The following is a 16,617-nucleotide window of genomic DNA, read 5'->3' as shown; positions in this document are numbered from 1 at the left end:
TACCCACAAAGAGGTAGCCCACCCCCTCCTTCTAGCCAATACCTTTTGCCGACACTATATGTGATAGTTGCAACTGCCGAGCCACTTTTGCTAAAGGCCACTGTGCCTATGCAAACTTGGCCGCAGCATGTTGCTGCCGGGTAGCTAGGGAAACCTTGTTGCCTCCCGTATTTGGAAAGGCTTTTATGAACAGTATTGTCACTATTCCTGATCAGCTTATTGATAGCTATCAGAGGCGTTTTAATTATTTACGCCTATCAATTACCGAGGCTTGCAATTTCCGCTGTAACTACTGCCTTCCCGATGGCTATTGCCCTAGTAATGACTCACCTTTTCTCAGCCTACAGGAAATCGATCGTCTGAGTGGCAGCTTCGCTAAACTAGGTACTGAGAAAATTCGTATCACCGGGGGCGAACCATTATTGCGTAAAGATTTGGCAGATATCATTAGCTGTTGCAAGGGAAAATCCGGGATTAAAACCGTGGCCATGACCAGCAATGGCTATAAGCTACCCAAGCTTCTCCCACAGCTGGTGCACTCAGGCTTAGATTGCTTAAATTTAAGCGCCGACAGTCTGCGGCCAGAGACCTTTAAATTGATTACCGGACACAATTCCTTACAAAAGGTGCTAGACAGCGTTGAGCTCGGGCTGGAGCTTGGCCTGCGCCGTATAAAACTAAACGCTGTCCTCATGCGTGACAGCAGCCTGCAAGAGTTGGATAGCTACTTAGATTATATCCGCACACGTCCCATAAGCTTACGCCTGATCGAACTGATGCGCACCAATGACAATCACGATTTCTTTCAACAGCAACATGTTAGTGGCCAGGCCATCGTAGATCGTTTGTTGAGTAGTGGCTGGAGGCAAACTAAGCGTGCGGCCGATGCTGGACCTGCAGTGGAATTTGAACATGAAGATTACGCTGGGCGCCTTGGGCTGATCATGCCCTATAGTAAAAACTTTTGTGCCGATTGTAATCGCCTAAGAGTTTCTGCTAGCGGTAAGCTACACCTATGTTTATTCAATAAAGCTGATGCTGATCTACGCCCGCTGCTTCAAAACGACAGCCAGGAGCAACTTGAGCATTGCTTAATCGAACAGGTTAAAGGCAAGTGGCAAGGGCACCAGTTAGAGCAAAACAATAGCGGAAGTACCAAGCACCTGGCCATGCTAGGTGGTTAATTTAAGGTTCACATTATGTCACACCAAACAACAGAACATCAGATTCCCCTAAACATTGCCGTATTAACGGTATCCGACACTCGGAATGAGAGCAACGATAGCTCTGGACAATATCTAGTCGACAGCCTTGTGAGCTGTGGACATATTTTGGCCGCTAAAAAAATTGTAATCGATGATATCTATCAGATTCGCTCTGCCATCAGCCAATGGATTGCAGCCGATGACTTACAGGCAGTACTCATCACTGGCGGCACTGGTTTTACAAGTCGAGACAGCACACCCGAAGCGGTTACTCCCCTACTCGACAAAATCGTTGATGGATTTGGGGAATTGTTTCGCGCCGTATCGCTCCAACAAATCGGCACCAGTACCATTCAATCTAGAGCTCTTGCTGGCATGGCTAATAAAACCATGTTGTTTTGCATGCCTGGCTCCACAGGTGCTTGTCGCACCGCCTGGGAGGAAATAATTTCAAGCCAACTCGACAGCCGACAAGGTCCCTGTAATTTTGTTCCACAGCTAAAAGGAATCGATATCGCTGCCTGCCAACATCGAAATTAAGCTTGTCCACTAAGAGCCAGCACTTTTTTACTATATGGGCGCTTACAGCGCCTTTTTTATACCTACGATTCAAACAAGTAGTTTTTAGGAGGTATTGCCTCTTTGGAGTTTCGCTTAATTGATGCAAATCAAATTCTTTGCCTCCCCTCACACTTCACAATAGGGGAGTTAACTTAGGGGGAAATCATGAGCGATTCTCGTCAAATACCAGCATCATCTGAAACAGCAAATACACAGGTAATAAGCCTACAAGACACTTCCCAGGATATTTGGTCAAAAAAGTATTGTTTGCGAGACGCGAATGGAAAAAGCATTGATAAAAACATAAGCGACTCATTCAAGCGCATTGCCAAAGCTTTGGCGAATATTGAAAGTGATCGACGAGACTTTTGGTATCAAGAATTTCTCTGGGCACTTGAACATGGCACCATTCCCGCTGGACGCATTATGTCTAATCTCGGTGCCAAAGAATACAAACCGGCCACCTCGACCATAAACTGTACAGTATCCAAAACCCTACAAGATTCTATGGAAGATATACTACAGGGAAATCTTGAGGCTGGGCTGACTCTTAAAGCGGGATGTGGTATCGGATACGAATTCTCAACCTTACGCCCCAAAGGCGCATTTGTATCAGGAGCTGGAGCCTATACCTCTGGTCCACTGTCCTTTATGGATATTTACGACAAAATGTGTGCCACAGTATCTTCCGCCGGTGGCAGACGAGGTGCGCAAATGGCTACCTTTGATATTCACCACCCCGATGTAGAAGACTTTATCGCCGCCAAACGTGAGGATGGGCGACTCCGACAGTTCAATTTATCTTTACTCATCAATGATGACTTTATTCAAGCCGTTAAAAATAAACAACAGTGGCCGTTGTCGTTTCCATTGAGCAAGAGCGCGCAAAAAGAGTTAGAGCTTACTCTTAGTGATACACAGATAATTCATTGGCGTACTATGCCACACTTGGGCAGCGAATATATAAGAGACCCACAAGGACGAATCGCTTGTCATATTTACCGGCACATAAAGGCGGAAAAGCTATGGCATAAAATTATGCGCTCAACCTATGATTATGCTGAGCCGGGCTTTATCTTGATTGATCGTGTGAATGAGTTTAATAATTTGTGGTTTTGTGAATCGATCAGGGCCAGTAACCCCTGCGGGGAACAACCCCTCCCCCCCTATGGCAGTTGTCTTCTCGGCTCAATCAATTTAAGCGGCTTAGTCCGCAATCCATTCAAAGAAGATGCCCACTTTGACTGGCCGCAATACCGCCGACTTATCCGCGTATTTACACGCATGCTCGACAATGTAGTCGAAGAAAATGGCCTGGCTCTTGCGCAACAAAAACAAGAAATACTGCGTAAACGAAGACACGGGATGGGTTTCTTGGGGCTCGGATCCGCAATGACTATGTTGAAAATGCCCTATGGGAGCCCTGAGTCCTTGGAATTTACCGAACAAGTTAGCCGTGAGTTGGCACTTGAAGGCTGGCGAGAAGGTGTTCGTTTAGCCAAAGAAAAAGGGGCTGCGCCGATATTTGAAGAGGATTTTGTCATTGATGAGAGCCTTTTGAAAATACGCCCTCAATTGAAAGAAAAACACTCCCTAGGCGATAAAGTGAAGGGCAAGGCCCTGCTTGCCCGCTACAGTCGCTACATGAATAAGATTGAAAGCCTTGATCCCCAACTAATAAGCGATATTGCTGAGTTCGGCTGCCGCTTTAGCCATCACAGCTCAGTTGCTCCCACAGGCACCATTGCACTTTCTTTCGGCAACAACACCAGCAATGGCATTGAACCTAGCTTTGCTCACCGGTACTCAAGAAATATCATCGAGGAAGGCAAAAAAAGTAAGGTGAAAACCGAGGTTTACTCTTATGAATTTCTCAATTACTTATCCACAGTAGATCCTGACGCTGATACTAATAATCTACCTGTATACTTTACGGTTGCCGATGAAGTCAGCCCCAAGCAGCACATTGATGTACAAGCCGCTGCGCAAAATTGGATCGACTCTTCCATCTCTAAAACGATCAATGTACCCACAGATATGGACTACGAAGAGTTTAAAGATATCTATCTTTATGCCCATAAAAAGGGCTTAAAAGGTTGCACCACCTTTCGCTTTAACCCTGAAGCATTTCAGGGTGTATTGGTTAAAGACCAAGACTTGCAAAACACAGTATATTGCTTCCAATTAGAAGACGGTAGCGAAGTGAAAATCAAAGGCGATGAAACGGTTCTTTACGATGGAGAAGAACACTCAGCCGCCAACCTTTTTGACGCATTAAAAGAAGGCTACTACGGCAAACTTTAGGAGGCTATAATGTCCGCTATTGAAATCAATCAAAAAATCGTGGCTTACAGAATCTTCAAAGAAGAGGACAATGAAGCCCCTGTCGTCAATGATGCGACTCCAGAGACAATGCATGAAAATGTAAGTCGTCCGGAGCGTTTACATGGCGAAACTTATAAAATAAAAACTCCGCTTTCCGACCATGCACTGTATATCACGATAAACGATATCGTACTCAACCCCGGTACGGTACACGAACAATTTCAGCCATTCGAAATATTTATCAACTCCAAAAATATGGAGAATTTTCAGTGGGTTGTGGCATTAACTCGAGTCATTTCAGCGGTATTCAGAAAAGGGGGAGACATTACTTTTTTGGTCGATGAACTAAAAGCTGTTTTTGACCCAACAGGTGGCTACTTCAAATCAGGCGGAGTATTCATGCCTTCATTGGTTGCTGAAATAGGCAGTGTCATTGAATCACATCTAAAGAACATTGGTATGTTACAGCCGGAGTCTTTAAGCAATGAACAAAAAAAGATTCTTGAAGAGAAGCACCTAGAATACATTAAGGCTGAATCCACTGAAGACACAGCTTTCCCTAAAGACGCCCTACTGTGCTTTAAATGCCACAATAAGGCTGTCATTTTGATGGACGGTTGTAAAACCTGTCTAAACTGCGGTGACTCCAAGTGTGGTTAACATCATGAGTGACAATCCATTCCGTGCACTGTGGACCCAAAAAGGCCATCAGCTTTGTACCGGACATTGGGAAATCACTTATCTTGAATTACCTATCGAACTGCCCTTTGAACGACGCGCCAGTGATATGGAAACTTGGGGCATTTATAGCTTTATTTATGAGGATGACCCGGACTATGCCGAAGGCCTGCCGGAAGAAGAGTGGATAGTAGCGAACATCGAATGGCTACAAATCCTCTTTGAGGAATTCAATATTCCCTTTGATAAAGCCCACTTAAAGTACTTTTACCAAGCTATAAACCCAGAAGATTGGCGCTGTGGAAGTTGTGGCGGCTGCCTATAGATATGAAATCCTCCAGAGCCTGCTGTTGCAGGCCCTGGCTTATCTGCTCAGTAGAACTAAGAGATTTAGTTCATCAATGGGGAATCGGAAACATTAAAATCAAAGCCTTCAATATCGGCGGTTGAAATTAACTGCTCAATGTACTGAGCGATAGCTTTTCGACGTACTTTTTCATCCAGATAATGGCGAATGCGCTCTTCAACCGCTTCAAATGGCAAGGCTTGCCCTTCTACAACATGATCAATTTGCACAATATGATAGCCATAACGAGTCTCTATCGGCGCAGCGAGCAAGCCTGGGCGACACTGGAATAATTGGCGTTCAAATTCTGCAACGGTTTGACCTTTACTGAGCTGGCCCAACTGACCACCAGTTTTCTTCGACATACAAGCTGAATAAGCCTTAGCCAGAACATCAAACTGGCTAATATCTTCTTGCAGCTGCTCAAGCAACTGCTGTGCCTTATCTTTGGCTGACAAGCTAGCTTCTGCTTCGCGAGGGTCAGCAGCAATCAAAATATGACGCGCTTCGATCAATGGGCTACTAAAAAACTTAGCAGGATTTTGCTTGAAATACTGCAAGCAATCTTCATTACTCGCTTTGGGACAATCTAGCTCACGATCAAATAGAGCTTGGCTAAAATGATCCTCATCTTCCGGCAAATCATCATCCAAGAGCTCAAGTTCCTTTGCTCTTTGTCGTAGCAATTCACTAATCAACAACGCTTCAGCGGCTTTTAGCATTGCTTCACGTTGAGATTCAGCACTGTGATATTGCATTTCTTCAGCGATTTTCGCTTCACTGATCTCAGTTTGGTTTACACGAATCATCTCTATATACCTCAACAACGGAGGAAGACAAGCTCCCTCCCTGTTTGAATCGTTATTTGCTACGAACAATTTGGTAGTTTCTACTGAAGTACGATACCGGTACGCTCCAGATATGCACCAAGCGGCTAAATGGGAAAATAACAAACAGAGTCATCCCCAAGAAGACATGCAACTTGAATATGATGTGCACATCAGCGATTGCAGCTGAAGCAGCAACGCCATTCAAAATTACCATGTTCTGCGCCCAACTCATAAGTTTTAACATTTCTTCCCCATCCATATGGCCGGCGGAAACAAAAATTGATAGCAAGCCCAGCAACAATTGAACCAGCAAAATAAATAGTAAAGCAATATCCATCGTTGAGCTGGTTGCCCTAATGCGCTCATTACCCAAGCGACGCTTGATCAACACGACTAAACCAAATAGACAAATAATTCCGAAAAAACCACCCATAGCCATTGCAAAGACTTGCTTCATGCTGGCGGTAATGCCCAAAAAGTCCCAGACTTGATGAGGCGTCAGCAGCCCCACAAAGTGTCCCAGTAATACCATAATGATACCAATATGAAAGGGACGACTACCGAGTTTCAGAGCTTTACTTTCTAACATTTGGCTGGAACCTGTTTTCCAGCTGTACTGTTCGCGGTCATAACGAACTAACGTGCCCAGAAAAAATATTGCCAATGCTATATACGGATAGATTCCAAATAAAAAATGGTTCATTGTTTAGCCCCCTCTTCAGCGGCATCATGGTAATCATTAAACCCAACCCAATTTAATGGGACATCAAGATCTTTCCTCTGGGATTGCGAAGGTTTACGATTCGCCTGTTCGCAAGCTTTATCTATGGAATCAGCACCAAAACTCACCTCCTCTTCTTCCCACTCCTTATCGATGGCTTTCTTGCTGTCATCTCGTTTTTCGCTGGCCACTTGTTGACGAATTTCGTCAATATCGATATCTGCGGCAGAAAACTCTAGTAAGGCATCGAATAACACCGAGTAGTTACTGCCACGACGTTCAAGGCGACACTGCAACAAGGCTAGGATATGTGCCACTTCACATAACCAAAGTTTGGCATTATCCCGCCCTTGAGTAGATAAAAACTCCAAAAACAGAGGTATATAATCAGGAAGCTCATGACGATCAAGCTGCAAGTTGGCTTCTTTGTATTTGGCTATCAATTCGACCATGGCTTGGCCGCGATCACGGGACTCCCCGTGTACATGCTCAAACAGCCACAGGCCGAGGGAACGACCGCGCTCGAATAAACCATCATATTCTGCCTGCCAGTCGATCAAATCCATACACCCTCTGCGCTCGACAAATTCCAGCAGCGCGAGCTGCTGGCCTAAGGGGAGATCCGAGTATTCTATAATCTCCTTAATGTCATCAAGATGTTCCACCAAGCTGGTTTTAGGGTAGTCCATCAGCAGGGATAGTAGTTGTAGGATCCTCATAATCAATCCTCCACCTGAACAACAGTGATCTCACGAGCTAGGTCCAACTGCTGACGATTGCCTTGCTGCTGCACTCCAAATAGATTCGCATCGCTGCTACCACCACCACAGCCATTACCAAAGCTAAATCCACAGCTGCTCTTCATGCTGTAAGCTTCTTCTGCGTAAGCAGTATGACTGCTCGGAATAACAAAACGGTCTTCGTAGTTGGCTATCGCCATATAGCGATACATCTCTTCAACTTGCTGACTACTTAGGCCAACTTCCTTTAGAACTTCGAGATCTTCTTCACCTTCTACTAACTGCGAACGCTTGTAAGAACGCATGGCTAGCATACGTTCGAGAGCCGACAGCACAGGAGCTTCGTCACCTGCAGTTAATAAATTAGCCAAGTAACGAATAGGAATGCGCAGAGATTTTAAATCCGGAATCACACCATCCTTCCCGATAGAACCGTCTTCAATGGCATTTTGTATTGGTGACAGTGGCGGTATGTACCAAACCATTGGCAAGGTGCGATACTCAGGATGCAGTGGCAGCGCCACTTTCCAGTCCATCGCCATTTTATACACTGGTGATTGCTGTGCGGCATCAAGCCAAGCTTCTGGAATACCTTCTTCTCTTGCGGCTTTTTGCACCTGAGGATCTGAAGGATCCAAAAACACATCCAACTGGGCCTGATACAAGTCTCGTTCTAATTCCGTGCTGGCCGCTTCTTCAATCTTGTCGGCATCATAAAGCAGCACACCAAGGTAACGAATTCGACCTACACAAGTCTCAGAGCAAACAGTTGGCTGACCAGCCTCGATACGAGGGTAGCAGAATATACATTTTTCCGATTTGCCAGTTTTCCAATTGTAATAAATTTTCTTATAAGGACAGCCGGACACGCACATGCGCCAGCCTCGACATTTATCCTGATCGATTAGTACAATGCCGTCTTCTTCGCGTTTATAAATCGCACCCGAAGGGCAGCTAGCTACGCAAGCGGGGTTTAAGCAGTGCTCACAAAGCCTCGGCAAGTACATCATAAATGTCTTTTCGAACTGTCCGTAGATATCCTTTTGAATCACTTCGTCAAAGTTTTTATCAACCTTTCGCTTCTCAAACTCGGTCCCAAGAATTTCTTCCCAGTTGGGTCCCCAGTTAATTTTCTGCATACGCTGCCCAGTAATTAAAGAGCGTGGTCTGGCAACTGGCTGATGTTTCGACTCTGGTGCATTATGTAAATGCTCATAATCAAAATCAAAAGGTTCATAGTAGTCATCAATTTCCGGTAAATCAGGGTTCGCGAAAATATTCGCCAACAGACGCAACTTACCACCTTGACGAGGCTCTAATTTGCCATTGGCATTGCGAACCCAGCCTCCGTTCCACTTATCTTGATTTTCCCATTCTTTAGGGAAACCAACACCAGGCTTGGATTCAACATTATTAAACCACGCGTATTCAACACCATCTCTTGAAGTCCAAACATTTTTACAAGTGATTGAGCAGGTATGACAGCCAATGCACTTGTCCAAATTAAGGACCATGCCTATTTGCGCACGTACTTTCATTTCTGCACCTCCACCTGGGTCTGTTCCTCATCTAGCCAATCAATTTTATTCATCTTTCTAACAACAACAAACTCATCTCGGTTACAACCTACGGTGCCGTAGTAGTTGAAGCCATACGCTTGTTGCGCATATCCACCAATCATATGTGTAGGTTTCATAATGGCGCGAGTTACCGAGTTATGCATACCACCACGAGTCTGAGTGGTTTCTGCTCCTGGTATATTCACAATGCGCTCTTGCGCGTGGTACATCATGCTCATACCACTTGGTACGCGCTGGGAGACCACCGCTCGAGCCGAAATTGCGCCATTAACATTAAAAGCTTCAATCCAGTCATTATCTTCAATACCTGCCTCTTTAGCGTCCCCTTCGGATATCCAAATGATGGGGCCGCCGCGTGATAAGGTCAGCATTAACAGATTATCTGAATAAGTGGAGTGGATACCCCACTTCTGATGTGGCGTAATCCAGTTCAACACTATTTCTTTGTGGCCATTAGGCTTTTTGCCTTTGATAGGCTCGATGGTCTTCAAATTCACAGGCGGTTTGTAAAGACACTGGGTTTCACCAAAGTCACGCATCCATTCATGATCCTGATAGAATTGTTGGCGCCCAGTCACAGTACGCCATGGAATTTGCTCATGAACATTGGTGTAGCCAGCATTATAAGAAACGTGTTCATCTTCTAAGCCGGACCATGTTGGCGAACTGATGATCTTGCGTGGCTGCGCCTGAATATCACGGAATCGAATTTTCTCGTCTTCCTTTGGCTTCGCTAAATGAGTGTGATCAAGCCCCGTGAATTCACCTAGTGCTTCCCAAGCTTTAACAGCAACATGACCATTGGTCTCAGGAGCCAAAGAAAGGATCACTTCTGCAGCATCGATGGCACTTTCTATCTTAGGGCGACCTTGATGAATACCTTCTTCTGTATGTCGGTAGTTCAAATCGCCAAGGAATTTAACCTCTTCTTCGGTATTCCAGGAAATGCCCTTACCGCCATTACCTAATTTTTCCAACAAGGGGCCAAGTGATGTAAAACGTTTATAGGTATTGGGGTAATCACGCTCAACCACCACCATATTGGGTGCTGTTTTTCCAGGAATTAAATCGCATTCACCCTTCCACCAAGCTTTCACCCCATCGGGCTGGGCTAATTCTCCTGGGCTATCATGCAAGAGTGGTACGGTTACCAGATCTTTCTCGACACCCAGATGATTTTCGGTCAGCTCAGAGAAACGTTTGGCAATACCTTTAAAGATCTCCCAATCAGAGCGTGACTCCCATACAGGATCAATGGCTTTTGATAAAGGATGAATAAATGGGTGCATATCCGAGGTATTCATATCGTCTTTCTCATACCAAGTTGCGGTCGGTAAAACGATATCTGAATACATACAGGTTGATGACATGCGAAAATCTAAAGTGACAACTAAGTCAATTTTTCCTTCCGGCGCTTCATCATTCCATACGACATCCTCTGGCTTAGCCTCGTCGCTTTCACCTAGATCTTTGCCCTGCAAGCCATTCTTGGTCCCCAAGAGGTGGCGTAGCATATATTCATGCCCTTTACCTGAAGAGCCTAGTAAATTGGAGCGCCAGATAAATAGATTGCGTGGGAAGTTCTGTGGATTATCAGGATCTTCACAGGCAAACTTTAAATCGCCACTCTTTAGCTGCTGAACGGCATAATCTTTTGGGTCCACTCCGGCTTCGTTGGCCTGCTTAACCAAATCAAGTGGGTTCATACCCAACTGCGGCGCCGAAGGTAACCAACCCATGCGCTCTGCACGCGTATTGTAGTCAATGATTGAGCCGCTCCACTTCTCCTTATTTGCGAGCGGGGAAACCACTTCCTCCATGCGCAGCTTTTCGTAACGCCATTGATCCGCATGGTTGTAGAAGAAGCTTGTTCCGTTCATTTGACGTGGTGGACGCTGCCAATCCAAGCCAAAGGCGAGCGGCAACCAACCGGTTTGCGGCCTTAGTTTTTCCTGTCCTACATAGTGAGCCCAGCCACCACCAGATTGCCCAATACAACCACACATCATCAGCATATTAATAACGCCGCGGTAGTTCATATCCATGTTGTACCAGTGGTTCATCGCAGCACCAATAATTATCATGCTGCGGCCATGGGTTTTATGGGCATTGTCAGCAAACTCAGTCGCAATCTTGATGACTTGCTCTTTGGGTAAGCCGGTAATTTTTTCCTGCCATGCAGGGGTATAAGGCTTATCTTCATCAAAACTACTGGCGCAGTTTTCACATTGATAGCCATTATCCACACCGTAGTTAGCCAGGGTTAGATCGAAGACTGTAGCCACCAAAATGGACTTACCATTGGCCAATTGAATACGTTTGGCTGGCACTTTACGTGCTTGTAGCTCAGTATGATCAGTGTGCTGGAAGTAGTCGTAATCATGCTTTTGCCCTCCAAAATAAGGGAAAACCACATCGACCAGATCATCATGTTGCTCTTTGAGCGATAAACTTAGATCGACGTCATCGCCACTAGAACCATCTTTTTGCTGGATATTCCATTTGCCCTTTTCACCCCAACGGTAGCCAATGGAACCGGTTGGTGAAACCAGCTCACCTTTATGATCAAGCGCAATAGTCTTCCACTCAGGGTTGTTTTCTTGGCCAAGATTGTCTGCTAAATCAGACGCCCTCAAAAAACGCCCCTGCTGCAAACCATGTTCACTTTCGTCCAAGCAAACAAGATAAGGGAAGTCGGTTTTTTGTTTTACATATTCCTGGAAATATTCACTGGGATTTTCAAGGTGAAACTTTTTCAGAATCACATGGCCCATTGCCATAGCTAAGGCCGCATCAGTACCTTGTTTAGCGGGTAACCACTCATCTGTGAGCTTGGCGACTTCAGAAAAGTCCGGAGTAACGGAAACAGTCTTAGTGCCCTTATAACGTACTTCAGTAAAGAAATGCGCATCAGGCGTACGAGTTTGCGGAACATTTGAGCCCCAGGCAATAATGTATCCAGAGTTATACCAATCTGCAGATTCAGGCACATCGGTCTGCTCACCCCAAATCTGCGGAGACGCCGGTGGTAGATCACAATACCAATCGTAAAAGCTCAAACAGTTTCCGCCAATGAGCGACAGATAACGGGCACCTGCCGCATAAGAGACCATAGACATGGCAGGAATCGGTGAGAAACCGGTTATACGGTCTGGACCGTAGTTTTTCGCCGTGTAAATATTAGAAGCGGCGATAATCTCATTTACTTCATTCCAATCAGAACGCACCATGCCACCAAGGCCGCGTTTAGACTTATAGGCTTTGGCTTTTTCTGGATCACTTACTATTGAAGCCCAGGCCAAAACAGGGTCACTGTGTTGTTGCTTTGCGGCACGCCATAGTTTCAATAGTGACTTGCGCACCTTAGGGTACTTCAATCTATTCGCACTGTAGATGTACCAAGAATAACTGGCACCTCGAGGGCAGCCACGGGGCTCATGATTAGGTAAATCAGGTCGAGTACGGGGGTAGTCGGTTTGCTGAGTCTCCCAAGTAACCAGACCATCTTTAACATAGATTTTCCAGCTACAAGACCCAGTACAGTTCACCCCATGGGTAGACCGTACGATCTTGTCGTGCTGCCATCGGCGGCGATAACCATCTTCCCAGGCTCTATCCTGATCAGTGGTGATACCGTGCCCCTCGGCAAAGGGCTCTTGTTTGCTTTTAAAAAAACGCAGTTTATCTAAGAAATGGCTCATGTATATTCCTCACCACTTACTGGAATTTCCAGCAGCTATTCACGGGTGATTCGACTATAGTAAGCAGGCAATAAAAGCAGTTGATATGGATCAATACAGCCCTGTCGTAAAAACTCCACAAAGGGCTCAACTACCTCCAAGGAGGTATTTACACAAACACCGTAAGTTACTGAAAATAAAAGCTAATTTTTCAAAGATACTCAGAAATGAAGTTTCTATTTTTACACCCTGAGTATTGATAGGTAGACCCGACCTGATAAGCCCTAGGTGGGCTAGAGAAGCATTATGGATATTATCAAACAGCAATATACCAACTCGGTCATGGGTTACATTACCCTCTCCTTAATATCGATTATTATCGTTACTTTAATGACGATTTTTGTTTCTTTTTGGATCACAGAGCTGTCGGACAAAGATGCGCAAGCGATCAATGTTTCCGGCTCTATGAGGATGAAGACCTATCAGGTTGGTCTTGCACTGAAAAGTGGCGAAACAGAACTCGCGAATCGATATATAGTAGAATTAGATCAAACTTGGAACCATAGCCTATTTTCAAATCAACATAGCCAAACCAGCAATAGCAACAATCGCCTCAAGCATCAATTCGAACTTGCATTTAAACACTGGGATCAAACCCTAAAACCTATTTTATTAACTGCTATCAACGAATCCCGCGTACAGAAAAACGATTATCTTGATCTCTTAGACAAACAAGTAGAGCTGACAGACGAAGTCGTTAATTTATTCCAAATTGAAGCGGAACGTAAAATTAAACAATTGAGGTCGTTCCAATTGCTCGCACTATTAGCAACTATCTGTGTTGGCGCCTTGATTTACTATCTGTTGAAAAATCGAGTTGAACAGCCTTTGAGTGAACTCATGCAAACCGTAGATCGCTTTGGTAAAGGTGATTTTAGCCAACGAGCCCAAATCAATGAGAAGGATGAATTAGGCATGATGGGCGCTGTCTTCAATCAAATGAGTGATTCTATTGAAGAATCTTATTCTAAGCTGGAACAAAGAGTCGAAGAGCGAACAGAGGAATTGCATCGAAATAATATTACCTTAGAGTTTCTATTTGCAACTGCACAAAAAATTATCGATATGCAACAACATAAACTCGACTACCAGGAAATACTGAACGAACTGTCTCGAGTATTGAAAGTGGAGCCACTAGAGCTGTGCCTATTCACTCCCCATGGCGAACACCCGTATTTGCATATCTCACCAAATTCTCAAGCCGTCAGCCAATGTGGTGAAGGAGACTGCGCGAGCTGCAAAGGCAGTGCGCCGTTTGTGCGACTAAACCCCAGTAATTTTGTAGAACACTTTCCGATTAATCGCAATGACAGTGATTACGGCACAATTAACTTAAAGAGATTACCCAACCACTTGCTGGAGCCTTGGCAGGAAAAGTTATTACGAACCACAGCGGATCAGCTGGCTATTGCCCTATCTTTATCAGAACAAAGCCAGCAAGAACGTAGGCTAGCTATGCTAAATGAGCGAACCGTAATTGCTAGAGAGCTACATGACTCTCTGGCTCAAGCTCTGTCTTACTTACAAATTCAGGTGAGCCGACTTAAGCGCATGCATGACATGGAAAGGTTCGAATTACAACCACCAGTAATTGATGAGCTCCGCGAGGGACTTTCTTCAGCCTACCGGCAATTACGGGAGCTACTCACCACGTTTCGTCTTAAAATTGATGCCGATGGTTTATACGGCGCGATTTCCAACACCGTTGAGCAATTGCTTGAGCGATCTGATATGGAAATCATATTGGACTATCAGTTAAGTGATCTACCACTAAGTTCAACAGAGGAAATACACCTGTTACAAATCATGCGAGAGGCCAGCCAAAACTCTATCCATCACTCCAAAGGCTCTATGGTCGTTATTAGGTTGTGCCAAGCTAGCGATCAAAGTATTGAGCTCAGCATCAAAGATAATGGCATTGGTATTCAGCAATCGCCAGAAAAGCTTAATCACTATGGGTTGGCTATCATGAATGAACGAGGACGCCATCTCGGTGGAAATATTGAGATATCAGCCGATCCTGACGGGGGCACCGTAGTGTTATTTAAATTCCTCCCCGAGTACTTAAAAGAACAAGAAAAAGAGCGATTTAACTACGAATTGTAAATGACTATAAAAAAGCCCAGTGGGAGACTGGGCGCAAGGTCGAGCTATGAGTAAAAGTGGCTGTTAAGGCACAGCCGAGCCGTCGAGGTTAAGGATTATAAAATTCACCACTTTTACGCAGGTAAAACCACCAATTGACTACAATACATACTGCGTAGAAAGCTGCAAAACCATAAAGAGCGTACTCTGGGGTCGTTGCTTTAATTTGCTCACCCAGCACTTTGGGGATATAAAAAGCACCATAGGCCGCCACCGCTGAAGTCCAACCCAATACCGGGCCAGCCTGAGCTTTGGGGAATACCATTGCGATAGTGCGGAAGGTGGAGCCATTACCAATACCAGTGGCCGCAAACAACAATAGAAACAATACAAAGAAGGGCATAAAGAACTGCTCGGGAGTTGCCGAGTTATAAGCTGCCTTCATAAAGTAAGCTACACCTAAAGCACTGCCCACCATAACTACAGAGCAAACCTGTGTTACTAAAGCGCCACCTACTTTATCGGAAATCCAACCTCCAAGTGGACGAATCAAAGCACCAATAAAGGCTCCCATCCAAGCGTACATTAATGCACTCGGTCCGTTCGCATTCACCGTATCATGTGTCATAACGCCATCAACCATAATGTGCTGATAACCAAATATCACCTTAATTGACAACGGAAATGCTGCGGCAAAACCGATAAACGATCCAAAAGTCATGGTGTAGATAACACTCATAACCCATGTGTGTTTATTACCGAATATTTCATACTGCTTTTTTAAATTAGTACGAATCTGCCCTGGCAATAATTTCAACAACAGTACTGTCGCCGTAATCACCAGGATTAATACGATCTCTTTTGGTACTCCCCAGCCCGAACCATTTGCAGATTCTGGCAGCATCAACCAAAGACCAGTGGCGGCAGCAATGAAACCAATTGCCAACATACCCGTTATTATTCCAAATCCTACCGGCGCACTGGGTATGTCAGGCGATACTTCCTTAGTGCGTAGATTGTTCATGCCAAACCAACCAAGGAAGAATAACGGCACTAAAAATAACAACCAGACAAACCCAGCATTGTGAATAAATGTCTCAGAACCTGCAGGAATCTTACCGATCAAGGTACCCGATGTATTCTGAAGAATCATCGCATCACCACCAAATAAACCAAAGGTCATTACCAATGGAATTAGTATCTGCATGGTGGTAACACCAAAATTACCTAGACCAGCATTTAAGCCAAGCGCTAAACCTTGCTGCTTCTTAGGGAAAAAGAAAGAAATATTCGACATTGATGATGCAAAGTTACCGCCACCAAATCCCGACATCAAAGCAAGGAGTTGGAAAACCCAAAGTGGCGTATTTTTATCCTGCAGCGCTAGGCCGGCGCCAATAGCAGGTAGCATTAACAGCGCAGTAGTAAAAAATATCGTGTTTCGCCCGCCCACTAAACGAATAAAAAAACTACTAGGAATTCGTAAAGTAGCACCAGTTAAACCAGCAATGGCCATCAACGAAAAGAGCTCTGATTTCTCAAAGTCGAAGCCCAAATTCAACATTTGAACGGTAATAATTCCCCAATACAACCAAACCGCGAAGCCAGTTAACAAGCTCGGTATCGAGATCCATAAATTACGATTCGCAATGCCCTTGCCTTTGGATTCCCAAAATGCTGAGTCTTCAGGATCCCACTGATGAATATCAGCACCTGAGCTAGGCTTGCCATCGGCCCCAGCTGGTCGTTCTTGTGACTGAGATACAGTCATATGCGCCCCCTTAGAAAGGAATGTTTCGAGCTTTT

Annotated in this window: 12 protein-coding genes and 1 riboswitch; of the genes, 6 read left to right on the top strand and 6 right to left on the bottom strand. The window is 44.9% G+C overall.

Annotated elements, in window-relative coordinates:
- Window positions 1-62: 62 nt before the first annotated feature.
- Window positions 63-198: riboswitch (molybdenum cofactor riboswitch) on the top strand.
- The 5 genes from moaA to Q1A08_RS00125 all read left to right on the top strand — a co-directional run bounded on the left by moaA (window position 186) and on the right by Q1A08_RS00125 (window position 5,094).
- Window positions 186-1,184, top strand: coding sequence for a GTP 3',8-cyclase MoaA (gene moaA / locus Q1A08_RS00145; RefSeq protein ID WP_299767938.1), 999 nt, complete (start codon window positions 186-188; stop codon window positions 1,182-1,184). It overlaps the preceding riboswitch by 13 nt.
- A 15-nt stretch (window positions 1,185-1,199) precedes the next feature.
- Window positions 1,200-1,745: a molybdenum cofactor biosynthesis protein B gene (gene moaB, locus Q1A08_RS00140; protein ID WP_299767935.1), complete on the top strand. Its 546-nt coding sequence runs from the start codon at window positions 1,200-1,202 to the stop codon at window positions 1,743-1,745.
- Window positions 1,746-1,931: 186 nt separating this feature from the next.
- Window positions 1,932-4,070 (top strand): adenosylcobalamin-dependent ribonucleoside-diphosphate reductase, encoded by a 2,139-nt coding sequence (locus Q1A08_RS00135; protein ID WP_299767933.1) that lies wholly within the window; start codon window positions 1,932-1,934, stop codon window positions 4,068-4,070.
- Between the two features lie 9 nt (window positions 4,071-4,079).
- Window positions 4,080-4,751, top strand: a complete 672-nt coding sequence (locus Q1A08_RS00130) for an NrdJb (RefSeq protein WP_299767930.1) — start codon at window positions 4,080-4,082, stop codon at window positions 4,749-4,751.
- Between the two features lie 4 nt (window positions 4,752-4,755).
- Window positions 4,756-5,094 carry a hypothetical protein gene (locus Q1A08_RS00125; RefSeq protein ID WP_299767927.1) on the top strand — a complete coding sequence of 113 codons (339 nt, stop codon included), beginning with the start codon at window positions 4,756-4,758 and terminating at the stop codon, window positions 5,092-5,094.
- A gap of 65 nt (window positions 5,095-5,159) precedes the next feature.
- On the opposite strand, the gene Q1A08_RS00120 is transcribed toward Q1A08_RS00125, so the two are convergent.
- Genes Q1A08_RS00120 through Q1A08_RS00100 form a run of 5 tightly spaced genes read right to left on the bottom strand, consistent with a single transcriptional unit; the run spans window position 5,160 to window position 12,687 of the window.
- Window positions 5,160-5,924 (bottom strand): peptidylprolyl isomerase, encoded by a 765-nt coding sequence (locus Q1A08_RS00120; RefSeq protein WP_299767924.1) that lies wholly within the window; start codon window positions 5,922-5,924, stop codon window positions 5,160-5,162.
- A gap of 52 nt (window positions 5,925-5,976) precedes the next feature.
- On the bottom strand, window positions 5,977-6,648 hold the full coding sequence (gene narI / locus Q1A08_RS00115) for a respiratory nitrate reductase subunit gamma (protein ID WP_299767921.1): 672 nt from the start codon (window positions 6,646-6,648) through the stop codon (window positions 5,977-5,979).
- Complete coding sequence (gene narJ, locus Q1A08_RS00110; protein ID WP_299767919.1) at window positions 6,645-7,385, bottom strand: nitrate reductase molybdenum cofactor assembly chaperone; 741 nt, start codon at window positions 7,383-7,385, stop codon at window positions 6,645-6,647. Before narJ ends, narI begins: the two co-directional genes overlap by 4 nt.
- 2 nt (window positions 7,386-7,387) lie before the next feature.
- Complete coding sequence (gene narH / locus Q1A08_RS00105; protein ID WP_299767916.1) at window positions 7,388-8,944, bottom strand: nitrate reductase subunit beta; 1,557 nt, start codon at window positions 8,942-8,944, stop codon at window positions 7,388-7,390.
- Window positions 8,941-12,687, bottom strand: coding sequence for a nitrate reductase subunit alpha (locus Q1A08_RS00100; protein WP_299767913.1), 3,747 nt, complete (start codon window positions 12,685-12,687; stop codon window positions 8,941-8,943). The genes narH and Q1A08_RS00100 overlap by 4 nt, the downstream gene beginning before the upstream one ends.
- A gap of 285 nt (window positions 12,688-12,972) precedes the next feature.
- Here Q1A08_RS00100 and Q1A08_RS00095 point away from each other — a divergent pair, with 285 nt between their 5' ends.
- A complete protein-coding gene (locus tag Q1A08_RS00095) occupies window positions 12,973-14,832 on the top strand; it encodes a type IV pili methyl-accepting chemotaxis transducer N-terminal domain-containing protein (RefSeq protein WP_299767910.1) in 1,860 nt (619 codons plus the stop codon).
- Between the two features lie 88 nt (window positions 14,833-14,920).
- Here Q1A08_RS00095 and Q1A08_RS00090 read toward each other — a convergent pair whose 3' ends face one another.
- A complete protein-coding gene (locus Q1A08_RS00090) occupies window positions 14,921-16,582 on the bottom strand; it encodes an MFS transporter (RefSeq protein ID WP_299767907.1) in 1,662 nt (553 codons plus the stop codon).
- Window positions 16,583-16,617: the final 35 nt, after the last annotated feature.

It is taken from the genome of uncultured Pseudoteredinibacter sp., assembly GCF_947500695.1.
Lineage (GTDB): Bacteria > Pseudomonadota > Gammaproteobacteria > Pseudomonadales > Cellvibrionaceae > Pseudoteredinibacter.
The sequence above is the reverse complement of the archived record's forward strand: the minus strand, read 5'-3'. Positions and strand labels throughout refer to the sequence as shown.